Raw genomic sequence first — 14,744 nt, 5'->3', positions numbered from 1 at the left:
CGCGTGGGCGCTGTCCTTTTGCGTGTCCGATGAAAAATGCAGGCTGGGCCTGGCCTCATCGTTACGTGCTGGCGCTTTGATTCTTTTTTTGTGATAATGAAAGACATGATGAAAGACAAGAGTTGTAAGGAAGAAGGGATAGCTTTGTCTAACGAGGAAACGAAGACGGAAATCCGGCAGGAGCCGAACGAAGCAGAACGCCAGGAGCGGATTGTCAAACAAGTGGCGAGAGAGCTGTCGCTGGCACTCAAGCAAATCCGGACGACGATCAGTTTGCTGGATGAAGGGAATACGATTCCTTTTATCGCACGATACCGTAAGGAAATGACTGGGGAACTGGATGAAAATCAGCTGCGTGAAATTGAAGATCGTGTGCTGTATTTACGTAATTTGGAGGACCGCAAGGTAGAGGTCATTCGCATTATTGATGAGCAGGGCAAGCTGACAGATGACCTTCAGGCTGCCATCACTGCTGCGGTTAAGCTTCAGGAAGTGGAGGACCTGTACCGTCCATATCGGCAAAAGCGCAAAACCCGCGCGAGTGTGGCGAAGGAACGGGGGCTGGAGCCGTTGTCCATCTGGATCTGGAGCCAGTCGACGCAGGGCGATGCTCTGAAAGAAGCCGAGTCCTATGTGAATGTGGAACTGGGAGTGGACAGCGCTGAGGCGGCAATACAAGGAGCCTTGGACATTTTAGCGGAAAATATAGCGGATGATGCGGCTATTCGCCAATGGGTGCGTCGATATACGCTAGACCACGGCATGCTGACCTCCGAAGCGAAGGATGTAGAGCAAGAGTCTGTCTACGAGAACTACTATAGCTATCGTGAGCTGGCTAAGAAAATGCCGCCTCATCGTATTTTGGCGATTAATCGCGGAGAGCGTGAGGGCATTCTCAAGGTCGGACTGGAGGTAGCGTCCGATTCGATTCACAATTACGTCGCAGGTCAAGTGATTAAAGGCTCATCCGTCGTGGAAGAGCTGCTGCGCAACGTCATTGAGGATGCATATAAAAGGCTCATCGCACCCTCTATTGAGCGTGAGGTGCGCGCTGAAATGACAGAGAAGGGTGAGCAGCAGGCCATCTCTATCTTTGCCGGCAATTTGCGCAGCCTGCTGTTACAGGCTCCGATCAAGGGCCGCCGTGTGCTCGGTGTCGATCCGGCGTTTCGGACAGGCTGCAAGCTGGCGGTCGTAGATGATACGGGCAAGCTGCTGGAAGTGGCAGTGACGTATCCGACACCGCCGAACAACAAGAAGCGTGAGGCTGCCGAGAAATTCAAGCAGCTCATTGCCCAATACAGCATTGAGCTGATCGTCATCGGTAACGGAACGGCTTCGCGTGAAACGGAGCAATTCGTAGCTGAAGTCATTGCAGACATTGGTGACAGCAGCTTGGCGTACCTGATCGTCAATGAGGCAGGCGCAAGTGTTTATTCCGCCTCCAAGCTGGCGCAGGAGGAGTTCCCGGATCTGGACGTAGCTGAGCGCAGCGCGGCATCCATTGCACGTCGTGTGCAGGACCCGCTGGCTGAGTTGGTCAAGATTGAGCCGAAGGCCATTGGTGTAGGCCAATACCAGCATGATGTGTCACAAAAGCATTTGGATGAAAGCTTGAAGGATGTCGTAGAATCGGCAGTTAACCATGTCGGTGTGGATGTGAATACCGCTTCCTCGGCATTGCTGTCCTATGTAGCGGGCATTAACGCGACGATTGCCAAAAATATCGTGAAATACCGTGAGGAAAACGGCAAATTCAACAACCGTCGTCAGTTGCAAAAGGTACCGCGTCTTGGCGCGAAAACCTACGAGCAATCGGTTGGCTTTATCCGTATACCGGGTGGAGAAAATCCGCTGGACCGTACACCGATTCACCCTGAATCGTACGTCGTCGTTGACCGCCTGTTGGCTGAACTGGGGATCAGTGCCCACGATCTGGGCACCAAGGCTGTGACGGAAGCGCTGAACGTGTCCAACATTGACGAGCTGGCCGCGAAGCTGGAAGTTGGCGTGCCGACATTGAAGGATATTCTGGACAGCCTCCAGCGTCCGGGTCGCGACCCGCGTGACGAACTGCCGTTGCCTGTATTCCGCAAGGATGTGCTCAAGATCGAGGATCTGGCACCGGGCATGGAGCTTCAGGGAACTGTCCGCAATGTGATCGATTTTGGCGCATTTGTCGATATCGGCATCAAGAGTGATGGATTGGTTCATATTTCACAGCTGCGCAGCGGCTTCGTTAAGCATCCGATGGATGTCGTATCCGTTGGTGATAACGTAACCGTGTGGGTACTGAATGTTGACTTAAAAAAAGGCAGAGTCGGTCTGACGATGAAAGCTCCGGCAGAGGCGCAGTCGCAGGCATAATACTCTACAAATCCGTATAATCGCCTTAGGGTATAACAAAGACCGGAATTTCCGAACCACTTCGGAGACTCCGGCTTTCATTTTTTTACTGTCCAGAAGCTCTACCCATTGTTGGCATCATACTCTACACCCGGTGCTTTATGATAAAAAAACCAACAGTCATTCAACAGTTTGATCTGGCGCCGGTCCTTTTTGTAAAAGGCCCGCATAAGCTGGTTGCTGAGCCATTGAGGCAAGCCAATCTCCTCCTCTGCGTTACTTCTGTATGTTTAGCATATGGGGTGGGTGCCTAAAGTGTGCTTACCAATTGGATGGCTTATGAATTGAGGGTTAGACTTTGGACGCTATTTTGTAATATGCTTGGCAGTATGGAGCAAAGGAGGGGATTGGGGAAGGATGGAGTCCAAGTCCATAAGCAATTCCATGAACCATACCATGAGCGATGAAGAGCTTCAGAAATGGGTGGAGCACATTTCAATGGAGAGTTTTGGCGTACCGTTTCGCCATCGTGCCAGCTTTAATTCGCGACTGTCTTCCACAGGCGGTCGATATTTTATGAAAAGCCATCATATTGAAATTAATCCGCATCAGCTTGCAGCCTACGGGCGGCCCGAGGTGGAAAAAATTATTAAGCATGAGCTGTGCCATTATCATTTGCATTTGCGCGGGATGGGCTACCAGCACCGAGATGCGGATTTCAAAGCATGGTTGGCTCGTGTAGGAGGGAGCAGGCATTGTCAAACTCTGCCGGGGAGAGCGGAACGGAAGCCGCAGCCCTATCGCTACAAGCTGGTGTGCGCCTCATGTAGTCAGGAATACTTGCGGAAGCGTAAAATGAACCCCCAGCGTTACCGCTGCGGCAAATGCGGAGGTAAGCTTCGTCTGCTGGCACTTGACGGAACCCCCTGAATCATGGTAAATTAAATATACTGTATGAACATTTACAGCAATGTTCCCTGATAGCTCAGTTGGTAGAGCACTCGACTGTTAATCGAGTTGTCACAGGTTCGAGTCCTGTTCGGGGAGCCATGGAGAGGTACCCAAGTGGCTATAAGGGGACCCTCTGCTAAGGGGTTAGGCTGCGAAAGCGGTGCGAGGGTTCGAATCCCTCTCTCTCCGTTGGTTTTTCAAATCAGAAAAAGGACGCTTGTATGCATCGGATGATGCTTGCGAGCGTCTTTTTTTGTTTATATTCGATTCTGAAAATAACGATGATCTGAAAAGTGGCACAGCATGTGAATTTTTAGTTTACAAGGTCGGCTTCGGAAGTTGATCCAGTATATTTAGGAGAGTATGTGCTACGCCATTCTCTACATTGGTCAGGGTAACTTCAGAGCAGACGGCCTTAATGTCGTCATTTGCATTGCCCATAGCGATGCCTTTACCTACCATTGTCAGCATGGAAATATCATTATAGCTGTCACCTACCGCTGCGGCTTCCTCCATGGGAATACTCAGATAATCTGCAAGATAACGTAGTGCGTTTCCTTTGGAAGCATCCTTATGCTCGACTTCGAAGTTGCGGTCTGAGGAAATGACCATGTTCAGGCCGGGAAAATCCCGGTAACGCTCACGCCCCCGGTTCAGCTTGGCTTGATCGAAGGAGAAGCACAGCACGTTATAAATCTCTACATCCAGCGGAATATCTTCATACGAGGGGATACGGGTATGCCCGGTCTGTTCATATTGTTTTTCGGCTGCATGTAACAGAGTATCCAGCGAAATATCCGGATTGGCGCTTAGCAGGCGATCCATTTCAATAGCCAGCAGCTGATGACCGTTTTGTGGAGAATAAATAGCGCGGTCTGTCATGACCTCATAATAAAAATCGTTTTCGCGCAGCCAGCTAAGCACTTCAAACGTTTCATTCCGGTCCATAGGTGTAGAGGTTAGCTGGCGGCGATGTGCATCGTGTACGGTCGCGCCGTTTGCCCCGATGACGGGAGCCACAAGTCCTGCTTCCTCCAGCTTGATCCAGGCATCATAAGCGGCTCTGCCCGTGGCAATGGTCACCTGAATGCCTTGCTGCTGTGCCTTGCGGATTGCGTCAGCGTTCACCTTGCTTATTTTTCCTTCATCGTTTAGCAGCGTTCCGTCCAAATCAATCGCAAACAGTTTCATTTCTCCATCTCCTGTCTTCTTCTCTATGTCTCATGCTACTTCTTCCTTTACGGAACAATAATTTCAACATCATAACGGCGAAAAACATCCAGCATGGCCGGGTCTGGCAAGCGGTCGGTGATAACGATATCCACCTCGTATAAATCGGCAAAGCGGTAAGGAAGGTTTTTTCCAAATTTGGAGTGATCGGCAAGAATAATCACCTGATCGGCCTGTTTCATCATTTGGTGCTTGAGCATACCGTCCTTTTCGGAAAGAACCTCAGCCTGATTGATCGAATTGGTAATGACCGAGCATTCCTGTACATGGAGTCTTTCGGCACATGCTTGCACAGTGGTGGAGGAGTCGAGAATGATACGATTCCCGTCACGAACCATATCGGCAGCTATTTGTCCGATAATTTGTTTTTCTGAGGATACGGTGAGCAGTCTCTCTTTATAATTTCTACGTAAGTGAAAATGCGTTTTAATTCTCGGTAAACTACTTGTTTTACATTTTTTAAAATAAGTATTGCCATACATTCTTCTATTTGATATACTCTTTCTTGTCGCCAAGTTGATGTTTAAAATACGGCCCGTTGGTCAAGCGGTTAAGACACCTCCCTTTCACGGAGGTAACAGGGGTTCGATTCCCCTACGGGTCATTGTTGTCTTTACGGACTACATGTTACATGCTTAAGGGAAATTCCTGAGGTCTGATGGCGGACATCTTGGATGAACAGCATGAGCCATTAGCTCAGTTGGTAGAGCACCTGACTTTTAATCAGGGTGTCGAAGGTTCGAGTCCTTCATGGCTCACCATTTATATTTTATTATGCGGTCGTGGTGGAATGGCAGACACGCTATCTTGAGGGGGTAGTGAGCGTATGCTCGTGGAGGTTCGAGTCCTCTCGACCGCATCAATGGATAAACGGAAAAGTCTCTCATAGTAGAGGCTTTTTTTGTTTGTGCAGTAATGTAATAAAGTGATTATTATGAAGAAATAATGATTCCATAGTATAATATAAAGCCATAATGTTATAGAATGATAAGTATAAACTGATGAAGTGATGGTGAAAAATATGGACACTCAGCTGTTAGGGAATATATCAGAAAATATTTTGGGCTTGTTTCCAATGGTGAAGAAGAAATTTTTCGCCTACGGTCCGCTCGATTTCCCATTACATTTGTCGCCTAATAACTTTCAGACATTACTGTTGCTGCGAGAAGTGCGTTTGTCTACGGTATCTGATTTGTCCAAACAACTTAATGTCTCACGCCCGAACATGACTCCTTTGCTGGACAAGCTGGTGGAGCTTGGGTTGGCTGACCGCCACTCGTGTGACTCGGATCGCAGAGTCGTGAACGTGGCAATTACAGAAGAAGGCGATGCTTTTTGTGAACAGGTATTTCATACCTTTTCCAATAAAATTCAAGAGAGACTGGTGCTTCTGCCAGAAGAAGATTTATTGCACTTGGGTGAAACTCTGAACGAATTGAAGCAGATTTTACTTAAAATTGACAACTATAATTTGTAATGGGTGTACACGAGCTGACTGAGGGCCGCCATTTTCTTCGGAAAATAGGCGGTTTTTGTTGTATATTGTGGTATAATGAAAGCCAACATACATAATTCGGCAATTTTGGCACACGTGATCTTTGAAATGGGAACAGGAGACATGATATCGTTATTTGAGAGTCTGCTGGGGAGGAAGGAATTTCTATGCAATCTATTTACCAACGTATTGAAGAACTTATCAAGGAACGTGGAATGACAAAAAAAGCGTTCTGCGAGCAGTTGGGTATTAGTACAGGGAACTTTGGGGACTGGAAAAGAGGAAAAACGACGCCAGGCACGAATAAACTCATTGAAATCGCTTCGTTTTTTAATGCCAGTCTGGATTGGATCATGTTGGGGCGCGATGTGCAGGGTGAGGCGCTGAGGGAGTCGAGAGACCCTTATTTTTTTGGAGTTTCAGGGCAACTGGATTGCCAGGGGGGATCGCTTAGTGAGGCGGAAAAGGATTTTATACTTGAGTATATTGAATTTACCCGCTTTCGTAAAGAGAAAAATCAGGAAGATTCAATGACAGAATAAACGGGTGCAGAATTAAAGTATTGATTACCGAATAAGTATGTTTGCAATGATATTTAAAATTTGGGAACAGTTCAATAAAAAGTTAGGGTGTCGGAGGGGATAATTGTGGGAGACCAAACGATTTATCAACGGATTGAAGCCTTGATTAAGGATCGGGGAATGACGAAGAAGGCGTTTTGTGAAAAGCTCAAAATCAGCTCGGGGAATCTTGGAGACTGGAGAAGAGGAAAAACAACGCCGGGAACGATGCATTTAATCCAGATTTCGGACTTTTTTTATGTATCGCTGGATTGGTTAATGAAAGGCGTCAAGCCTGGTCAGGGTGTACTTCAGGAGCAAAAGGCTGCTTATTTTTTTGGAGTGATGGGGCCATTGAATAGCCAGGCAGAGGATCTGGAAACAGAAGAACAGAATTTCATATTAGAATATGTGGAATTTGCGAAATATCGTAAGCAAAAAGGTGAGAATGACAAAACACAGCCTGAATGATCTTCTCTCTAAAGATCACTCAGGTTGAAAACACGTAAAACGGACTGGCGGGTTCGATTGACGAGTTTATTTGGGTTGTCGATGTTGTAGCGTCTCGTATACTTGGAAAGACGCTCACATCGTTGGTTTCAGAGTGGTGGTGCCTCCTTATAATCGTTATCGTCAATGTTGAGGATTGCAGCAACTTGTTTTCTGTACCTTTGTGCTTTGCGGGTGCCGTGAATCAGATTGGACAAGCGTGAAGGCGGGATGTTATGCGTTTCACAAAATGTTTTCTGATCCAGCCGAAGTTCGACAAGCCTTTGTTTGATGGCCCACCCGAGGGAGGTGACAGGCATTTTGTTGTTCAAGTGAAATCGCCCCTTACGGATTCTTGCGGAATAATTGGTGTGTTATAATAATCATCAGTAAACATGTTAGAATTAACCATCTGAAACTATGATACACGTTTATACGTGTTTTTACAATCTAAAATACGTAATTCGGATAAAAATATAACTTAATTAAGTGATGAATGGTCTGGATGATCCATCTGAAGCCTGTTAATTGTGCGAAATTGCAGTTGTATTCCGGATAAAAAAAGCACTCTGCCACTGGAAAAAGTGGTGGGAGTGCTTTTGGCATTGGTGCTGGAATTTTGAAAACAGGCATCAGGGGGATGCAGGAGGCGTATAACGAGGGCGTACGAAGGAATCAGTGAAGTTCACCCGCGCTGGTGGCTGCTGCTCATATAGGGTGGCTGAGTAATGTAGGAGCTGGACCAATGCCTATACAGAAGTCCGCGCTGAAATGCGGTTGGCTCTGACTCAGGGACATTGTATTGTTTCCATGCGGCTAGCAGCTCGTTGGTCATTCGCTGAATAACAGGGTTCTTTTCCTCAGAAGGAGGATTGAGCAGCTTAAAAGCATCTTCGACACAGAAGGACACTGCCGCAGCAAGGTAGCCGTGAATGGTCTGCTCTACATTATTTCCAAGGGAAACGTTAATCCAACTATGAACGGTTGCGAGTGTACCAATCGCATTGTATTGGATGAGTGTAGCTTCGAGTTGGTCAAATTCAAGCCAAGGGTACAAGGCTTTGGCGAGCTTAAGCAGGCGTTGGCCAGATAGGCGTGACTCTTTCACATGCTGTAGGGAAGAGCGCTGGGCGTGCAGCATTTTATCAATGAGGGCGATACGCCAACCATCATTTTGCTGAACAGCGATATAGAGGCTTTTGATAGCCATGCCATCGAGGGATGTGAACTGAGGAAGCAGATCAGTGCGTACATAGTGTTCCAAGTCTTGTAAACAGGTTAAGCGGCCATTGCGAAACAGCTCCTCCAGCCCGTAGGAACGAGTGAAGCCACCGACAGGCAGGGAAGGGTCCAACAGCAATGCGTAGTTCAGCAAACGATTGCCTTTGTGCAATGCGGTTCGCCTCCTTGGAATAGAATGTTCATGTTAAATTAAATAACTTTAAAAAGCGCATTCAGAAAAGTACTTAGAAAAAATAGAGATATTATGTAATATATATTTACACTCATAGTGCTGACATGTCAAATTAAATATTTTTATAGCTATTACATGTTATATTATATGACTTTAAAATAATTGTTGTATTTATGTTTACAAATAGAATACAAGGGAGTATAATAAATCTGTTGCCTCAAAACATTAGAATTTGCGGTCGTGGTGGAATGGCAGACACGCTATCTTGAGGGGGTAGTGGGCGTACGCCCGTGGAGGTTCGAGTCCTCTCGACCGCATTACATGCAAGACACAGTTAAAAAAGCATCCTGACACGTTTTTGACGTGATTGGATGCTTTTTTTGTTATATAAGCTGAACTAAAATATCCTTTTTCCTAGCCGCAGGAGCAGTTGCCTGGATCGGCTGCTTGTGAGAAGGTGATGAAATAGCCTGTCAGCTTTGCTGTAAAAGCTTCTCAATATCCCCCGTCAGTTTATCTGGAGTTGTCTGTGGGGCATAGCGCTTAAATACGTTACCTTCGCGTGTAATCAAAAATTTAGTGAAATTCCATTTGATCGCTTTGGAGCCTAATACGCCGGGAGCTGTTTGGGTGAGGTAGCGAAATAAAAGGTGCGCCTGATCGCCATTGACATCTATTTTGGCAAACATCGGAAATGTAACTCCATAGTTGATCTGGCAAAACTCCGAAATGTCCTCGCTGGAACCTGGCTCTTGCTTGGCAAACTGATTGCTGGGAAACCCCAAGATTTCAAGACCCTGCTCTTGGTATTGGTCATATAGTTCTTGTAGCGCCTTGTATTGGGGGGTTAGCCCGCATTTGCTGGCTGTATTCACGATGAGCAGTACTTTTCCTTCGTATGTGGACAACGGAATTACGTTCCCTTGCAGGGTTTGTGCATCATATTCATAAACGGTCATGGTTTTCCTCCTAATTTGATATTCTACAATTAAATTGTAAGAAATTTAACGAAGAGTTGCAAACCTATAAATAGATGTAATGCGCCGTTTATCAGGTGCATACAGCACTTTTTCTTTCTCTTTTACAAATAAAGGACAAAAAACGCTCCCCATACGTCAATATTGACATGCCTCTTCATTTTCGAAAAGAGATGAAAAACCGAGCTTGAAGGAGCTGGGAGAAGAATATTTATGTTGTAAGCGCTGTTATTAATCTTTTATGCTCTAAAGACCGATTTATAACCCCGCAGGTGAGCTTTACAGTGTTCCTTGCGCGGGTGTATGATTCAAGACGTAATTTCAAATGAAGTGAATGAAGCAGCAACGAATTGTCTATAGCGCTGAATTTTGCAGTTGCAAAAGCGGGGGAACCAAACGGGATCTATGCGGCTTTTAGAGGGCCGTGTGTCTCATGGGGTGAATTTTCTGGCCAAGTGCCAGAAATAGGGCGACTCTCACGTCCGAATCCGACAGCTAACCTCGTAAGCGTACAGGGAGAGGCAACAAACCGCCGTGTGCAGCCATGGTTTATTTTATCATGGTTACGTAAGAAGCCGGAGGAAAGCCTTTTTCCTTTGGCTTCTTTTTGTTGTCTTTTTATACCGGGAGAGGAGCTACTGATGGAAGGTCGGCTAATCATTGTCACTGCACCAAATGAAACGGGCAGAAATTTTGTGAAATTGCTTATGTTCAAAAAACTGGCGTTTGCGGTTCTGACGAATAGCGCTCAGGAGGAACGACAGCTCAAAAAAATGGGTGTGGAGCATGTTGTGCGCATCAATACGATGCAAGCGGGGAAATGGAATTTTCCCAAAAAAGAAATTGGCTGCGTGTATTTGTTCGAGAACAGCTTGAATCTGACGTGCCGTTTTCTGCAAATATGCCGGCCGCTGACAGCAGATCCGATCTATGTCATTACACACGGCTGTAATCCTCAAGGGATTTATCGAGGTTTGGGAGCGGACCATGTGATCTACACTTTGAACGGAGAGGTGGGTTTCCTGCTGAACGGATAGTCGCTTACGGTGTGCTGGTATACATTAAAATTTGCGAATTTAGTTGCATAGCGATTTTACGAGAGTGTCAGAATGATGAATTAAGAACGGATACGGGAGGGTATGAACATGATGGATATATACATGCTGCTGGTGATGGCTGTGAGTTATGGAATGATACTGATGCTTGTACGCTGGTGTGATGCGCAGACCTCCAAAGGAGGGCGAAAGGGATGATGGTTGTGCTTGCGCTTACGGCTATTGTATTTGTGTATTTAATCTACGCACTCCTGAATCCTGAAAAGTTCTAATCAGCTAAGCAGGATCAAGCGGGCGGGGGACAGCAGATCATGGATGAAACATCAGAGTCAGCGGGCTTTCGCAAACGTGTGCATTCGACTGGTGCGATGAACCCGTCTGTTGTCCAAACGCAGGAGTATTTTGAGGGAGGAAATAGATGATGGAGCTGCTGCAAATTGGAATTGTGATTGTGATATTGCTGCTCCTGGTGAAACCAGTGGGCACCTATATATATCATGTGTTCTCCAATGAACCAAATCGGACGGATCGAGTCTTTGGCGGGACGGAGAAGTTGATTTATAAGGTTATAGGATTGAAAAAGCTGGAGAGCATGCGTTGGACCACGTATGTGATGAGCTTTATTGCTACGAATGTCGTGCTTGTAGCGATCAGCTATGTGCTGCTGCGCTTGCAGGGACTGCTTCCCGGTAACCCGACTGGAAACGGCAATATGGAGGCGTCACTGGCCTTTAACACGGTGATCAGCTTTATGACCAATACGAATCTCCAGCATTATAGCGGAGAAAGCGGGCTTACGTATCTGACACAGATGGCGTTTGTTACGATGATGATGTTCACTTCGGCTGCTTCCGGTTTTTCGGTTGCTGCGGCTTTTATGAGAGGATTGACGCGGCGCGGAGAAGGAATGGGCAACTTTTTTCAGGATTTTATCAAAGCGATTATACGGATTTTCCTGCCACTGGCCTTTGTACTTACACTGGTGCTGGTTGGATTGAAAGTACCGCAGACGCTTCAGCCTGCGGCGGATATCACGACGCTGAGCGGAACACAGCAGCAAATGGCCTTGGGACCCGTTGCTTCGCTGGAATCAATCAAGCACTTGGGGACGAACGGGGGCGGTTTCTATGGGGCCAACTCGGCGCATCCTTTTGAAAATCCAAACCCCTGGACGAATGTGCTGGAAATTTTGGCGATGTGGGTGATGCCGGCTTCACTGCCGTATACCTTTGGGCTATTCGCTCGTAATCGCAAGCAGGGGTGGATTATATTTAGCTCCATGATGGTACTGTTTCTCGTATTCCTAGCCATTACGTACGTATCAGAGAAAACGGGTAATCCGCTGATTCAGGCACTGGGGGTGGATGCTTCTCAGGGTAGCATGGAAGGGAAAGAGGTCCGCTTCGGCATCGGACAATCGGCATTGTTCACGGCGGTGACGACGGCGGCTACGACAGGCTCGGTCAATAACATGCACGATACACTGACTCCATTGGGCGGTATGGCTGCTTTGGGCGAAATGATGCTGAACGTCATTTTCGGCGGTAAGGGTGTCGGGCTGATGAATATGCTGATGTATGCGATTCTGGGTGTGTTTATATGTGGATTGATGGTCGGCAGGACCCCGGAATTTATGGGCAGGAAAATAGAAGGCAAGGAAATGAAGCTGATCGCGATTGCCATTTTGGTACATCCGTTTCTCATTTTGGTGCCGACTGCGCTCGCCTTTATGAGTCATTGGGGATACGATGCGGTCACGAACCCCGGATATCACGGGTTGACTCAGGTGTTATATGAATATGCGTCATCTGCGGCTAATAACGGTTCGGGATTTGAGGGTCTTGCGGATAACAACGTATTCTGGAACACGACAGCGGGTGTGGTTATGTTCTTTGGACGATATGTATCTATTGTTGCACTGTTAGCTGTAGCGGCTTCATTGAATGCCAAAGCACCGACTCCAGTGACGACGGGCACACTTCGCACAGACAACAAGCTGTTTGGGGCGATTCTGATCGGGGTTGTGCTGCTGATTGGTGCGTTGACCTTCTTGCCCGTCATCGTATTGGGGCCTGTGGCTGAGTTTTTGACCATGTGAAGAAGATGAACAGGAAGAAGAAAATGAGAATGAGAATGAATGAACGGGGTGCTTGATCATGAAGGAACAACGCAAACGCATGCTGGATAAAAGCATCTTGAAGCATGCGATCAAGGATAGCTTTATGAAATTAAATCCGATGATCATGATGAAAAATCCAGTCATGTTCGTCGTGGAGATCGGCACATTGGTCGTGCTGCTGATGCTGCTGTTCCCCGGTTATTTTGGAACGGGTAACGAAATGGGCTTTAACCTGGCGGTTTTTATGATTCTGTTGTTCACGCTGCTCTTTGCTAACTTTGCCGAAGCGCTCGCGGAAGGGCGGGGTAAGGCACAGGCTGCCTCTTTGAAAAAATCCAAGCAGGATACTCAAGCCAATAAGCTTGTCGGGGATGAGATTCAGGTGGTCAGCTCGACCGAGCTGCGCAAGGGTGACATTGTGATGGTGTCCCAGGGCGAGATGATTCCGAGCGATGGTGAGGTGATTGAAGGTCTTGCCTCAGTGGATGAATCGGCGATTACGGGAGAATCGGCCCCGGTGATCAAGGAATCGGGTGGTGATTTTTGCTCGGTAACCGGCGGGACGCGTGTGGTCAGTGACCGGATTAAGGTGCGGATTACGACAGAACCGGGCGAAACGTTCATTGATAAAATGATTTCGCTCGTGGAAGGCGCACAGCGCCAAAAGACGCCGAACGAGATTGCGCTGAATACCCTGCTGATCAGCTTAACGATTATTTTTATGATCGTGGTGGTGACACTGGCACCGATTGCTCGTCATTTTAACATTGACTTGCCTGTTCCCGTGCTTATCTCGTTGCTGGTCTGTCTGATTCCGACCACGATTGGAGGACTGCTGTCAGCCATCGGGATTGCTGGTATGGACCGGGTCACCCAGTTTAACGTGCTGGCGATGTCAGGCAAGGCGGTAGAAGCATCTGGAGACATCAATACAATGATTCTGGACAAAACGGGTACAATTACCTTCGGTAACCGGATGGCGAGCCAATTCGTGCCTGTAGGGGGCGTAGAAGAGGCAGAGCTAGTCAAGTGGGCTGCGATGAGCTCGATGAAGGATGAGACGCCCGAGGGGCGCTCAGTTCTGGAGTTGATGCGCAAGCAGGAGTACACACTGGATGAATCCTTGGCAGCAGGCGGGACCTTTATCGAGTTCAAGGCGGAAACCCGGATGAGTGGTCTGGATCTGGCCGATGGACGAAAGGTACGCAAGGGCGCGGTGGACTCTGTCCGGCAGTGGGTACTATCGCAAAACGGTAGCGTCCCAGCCGATCTGGAGGAAAAAGCGAATCAGGTGGCCTCTGAAGGAGGTACGCCGCTGGCTGTCGCGCTGAATGATCGGATATATGGCATTATTTATTTGAAGGATACGGTGAAGCCGGGCATGAAGGAGCGGTTTGATCAGCTCCGGGAAATGGGTATCCATACGATCATGTGTACCGGGGATAATCCGCTGACGGCTGCGACGATTGCGCGGGAAGCGGGTGTGGATGATTTTGTGGCTGAAAGCAAGCCAGAGGATAAAATTGCGGTTATTCGTCGTGAGCAGGAGCTGGGCAAGCTGGTTGCCATGACCGGGGACGGGACGAATGATGCTCCTGCGCTGGCGCAGGCTGATGTGGGGCTTGCCATGAATAGTGGCACGGTTGCAGCCAAGGAAGCCGCCAATATGGTGGATTTGGATTCCGATCCGTCCAAGATTATTGAGGTGGTCGCTATCGGAAAACAGCTACTCATGACACGCGGTGCATTGACGACATTCAGTATCGCGAACGATGTTGCCAAATATTTTGCCATTATTCCGGCGATGTTCATGCTGGCGATTCCGCAAATGAGCGCATTGAACGTGATGGGGCTTGGCTCTCCGCTATCTGCTATTTTGTCGGCGCTGATCTTTAATGCTGTTATTATTCCGCTTCTGATCCCGCTGGCCATGAAGGGCGTGAAGTATAAGCCCATGAGCTCGGATCGTCTGCTGGGACGGAATTTGCTGATTTACGGTTTGGGCGGTATGGTGGTGCCGTTTGTTGGCATTAAAGCTATTGATTTGCTAGTACATTTGTGGATTTAACGCAGCCTGTGAAGGTGTGCATTTTGGATACTGAATGGAA

At 47.7% G+C, this 14,744-nt stretch carries 15 protein-coding genes, 6 tRNA genes and 1 riboswitch; of the genes, 15 read left to right on the top strand and 6 right to left on the bottom strand.

Going from position 1 to position 14,744, the window contains the following annotated elements; translation table 11 throughout:
- Window positions 1-144 precede the first annotated feature (144 nt).
- Window positions 145-2,367 (top strand): Tex family protein, encoded by a 2,223-nt coding sequence (locus tag ACIFQM_RS01370; protein WP_430039419.1) that lies wholly within the window; start codon window positions 145-147, stop codon window positions 2,365-2,367.
- Between the two features lie 101 nt (window positions 2,368-2,468).
- Here the strand turns inward: ACIFQM_RS01370 and cmpA are convergent, their stop codons facing one another.
- Window positions 2,469-2,603, bottom strand: a complete 135-nt coding sequence (gene cmpA, locus ACIFQM_RS01365; RefSeq protein ID WP_430039422.1) for a cortex morphogenetic protein CmpA — start codon at window positions 2,601-2,603, stop codon at window positions 2,469-2,471.
- Window positions 2,604-2,763: 160 nt separating this feature from the next.
- Here cmpA and ACIFQM_RS01360 point away from each other — a divergent pair, with 160 nt between their 5' ends.
- From ACIFQM_RS01360 to ACIFQM_RS01350, 3 genes are all read left to right on the top strand, one after another.
- Window positions 2,764-3,276, top strand: a complete 513-nt coding sequence (locus tag ACIFQM_RS01360) for a SprT family protein (RefSeq protein WP_430039423.1) — start codon at window positions 2,764-2,766, stop codon at window positions 3,274-3,276.
- A 44-nt stretch (window positions 3,277-3,320) separates the two neighbouring features.
- Window positions 3,321-3,396, top strand: a tRNA-Asn gene (locus ACIFQM_RS01355).
- A 1-nt stretch (window position 3,397) separates the two neighbouring features.
- A tRNA-Ser gene (locus ACIFQM_RS01350) sits at window positions 3,398-3,486 on the top strand.
- Between the two features lie 129 nt (window positions 3,487-3,615).
- Here the strand turns inward: ACIFQM_RS01350 and ACIFQM_RS01345 are convergent.
- Window positions 3,616-4,488: a Cof-type HAD-IIB family hydrolase gene (locus tag ACIFQM_RS01345; protein ID WP_430039426.1), complete on the bottom strand. Its 873-nt coding sequence runs from the start codon at window positions 4,486-4,488 to the stop codon at window positions 3,616-3,618.
- 47 nt (window positions 4,489-4,535) lie between these two features.
- Window positions 4,536-5,009 (bottom strand): DeoR/GlpR family DNA-binding transcription regulator, encoded by a 474-nt coding sequence (locus tag ACIFQM_RS01340; RefSeq protein WP_430039428.1) that lies wholly within the window; start codon window positions 5,007-5,009, stop codon window positions 4,536-4,538.
- A 50-nt stretch (window positions 5,010-5,059) separates the two neighbouring features.
- On the opposite strand from ACIFQM_RS01340, the gene ACIFQM_RS01335 reads away from it, so the two are divergent.
- The 6 genes from ACIFQM_RS01335 to ACIFQM_RS01310 all read left to right on the top strand — a co-directional run bounded on the left by ACIFQM_RS01335 (window position 5,060) and on the right by ACIFQM_RS01310 (window position 7,053).
- Window positions 5,060-5,131, top strand: a tRNA-Glu gene (locus ACIFQM_RS01335).
- A gap of 81 nt (window positions 5,132-5,212) precedes the next feature.
- Window positions 5,213-5,288: transfer RNA gene (locus tag ACIFQM_RS01330), tRNA-Lys, on the top strand.
- A 15-nt stretch (window positions 5,289-5,303) separates the two neighbouring features.
- A tRNA-Leu gene (locus ACIFQM_RS01325) sits at window positions 5,304-5,386 on the top strand.
- 162 nt (window positions 5,387-5,548) lie between these two features.
- Entirely contained in the window at window positions 5,549-6,004 is a 456-nt protein-coding gene (locus tag ACIFQM_RS01320) for a MarR family winged helix-turn-helix transcriptional regulator (protein WP_430039430.1), read from the top strand.
- A 185-nt stretch (window positions 6,005-6,189) separates the two neighbouring features.
- Entirely contained in the window at window positions 6,190-6,564 is a 375-nt protein-coding gene (locus tag ACIFQM_RS01315; RefSeq protein WP_430039432.1) for a helix-turn-helix domain-containing protein, read from the top strand.
- A 105-nt stretch (window positions 6,565-6,669) separates the two neighbouring features.
- Window positions 6,670-7,053, top strand: a complete 384-nt coding sequence (locus ACIFQM_RS01310) for a helix-turn-helix domain-containing protein (RefSeq protein WP_430039435.1) — start codon at window positions 6,670-6,672, stop codon at window positions 7,051-7,053.
- Between the two features lie 128 nt (window positions 7,054-7,181).
- Here the strand turns inward: ACIFQM_RS01310 and ACIFQM_RS01305 are convergent, their stop codons facing one another.
- Both ACIFQM_RS01305 and ACIFQM_RS01300 read right to left on the bottom strand, forming a co-directional pair.
- A complete protein-coding gene (locus ACIFQM_RS01305; protein WP_137062010.1) occupies window positions 7,182-7,403 on the bottom strand; it encodes an XRE family transcriptional regulator in 222 nt (73 codons plus the stop codon).
- 353 nt (window positions 7,404-7,756) lie between these two features.
- Window positions 7,757-8,446: an urease accessory protein UreF gene (locus tag ACIFQM_RS01300; protein ID WP_430039493.1), complete on the bottom strand. Its 690-nt coding sequence runs from the start codon at window positions 8,444-8,446 to the stop codon at window positions 7,757-7,759.
- A gap of 273 nt (window positions 8,447-8,719) precedes the next feature.
- Between ACIFQM_RS01300 and ACIFQM_RS01295 the strand changes: the two genes are divergently transcribed.
- Window positions 8,720-8,802 (top strand) — tRNA-Leu (locus tag ACIFQM_RS01295).
- Between the two features lie 156 nt (window positions 8,803-8,958).
- On the opposite strand, the gene ACIFQM_RS01290 is transcribed toward ACIFQM_RS01295, so the two are convergent.
- A complete protein-coding gene (locus ACIFQM_RS01290; RefSeq protein WP_430039438.1) occupies window positions 8,959-9,444 on the bottom strand; it encodes a glutathione peroxidase in 486 nt (161 codons plus the stop codon).
- Between the two features lie 368 nt (window positions 9,445-9,812).
- Window positions 9,813-9,988, top strand: a riboswitch (cyclic di-AMP (ydaO/yuaA leader).
- A 115-nt stretch (window positions 9,989-10,103) separates the two neighbouring features.
- Between ACIFQM_RS01290 and ACIFQM_RS01285 the strand changes: the two genes are divergently transcribed.
- From ACIFQM_RS01285 to kdpB, 4 genes are all read left to right on the top strand, one after another.
- Window positions 10,104-10,499, top strand: a complete 396-nt coding sequence (locus ACIFQM_RS01285) for a hypothetical protein (RefSeq protein WP_430039441.1) — start codon at window positions 10,104-10,106, stop codon at window positions 10,497-10,499.
- A gap of 212 nt (window positions 10,500-10,711) precedes the next feature.
- Entirely contained in the window at window positions 10,712-10,789 is a 78-nt protein-coding gene (gene kdpF, locus ACIFQM_RS01280) for a K(+)-transporting ATPase subunit F (protein WP_081473791.1), read from the top strand.
- Window positions 10,790-10,938: 149 nt separating this feature from the next.
- Complete coding sequence (kdpA, locus tag ACIFQM_RS01275) at window positions 10,939-12,615, top strand: potassium-transporting ATPase subunit KdpA (protein ID WP_430039496.1); 1,677 nt, start codon at window positions 10,939-10,941, stop codon at window positions 12,613-12,615.
- Window positions 12,616-12,673: 58 nt separating this feature from the next.
- Window positions 12,674-14,704, top strand: a complete 2,031-nt coding sequence (gene kdpB, locus ACIFQM_RS01270; protein ID WP_430039443.1) for a potassium-transporting ATPase subunit KdpB — start codon at window positions 12,674-12,676, stop codon at window positions 14,702-14,704.
- Window positions 14,705-14,744: the final 40 nt, after the last annotated feature.

This window comes from Paenibacillus sp. NRS-1782, from assembly GCF_050467685.1.
GTDB lineage: Bacteria > Bacillota > Bacilli > Paenibacillales > Paenibacillaceae > Paenibacillus > Paenibacillus terrae_A.
The sequence above is the reverse complement of the archived record's forward strand: the minus strand, read 5'-3'. Positions and strand labels throughout refer to the sequence as shown.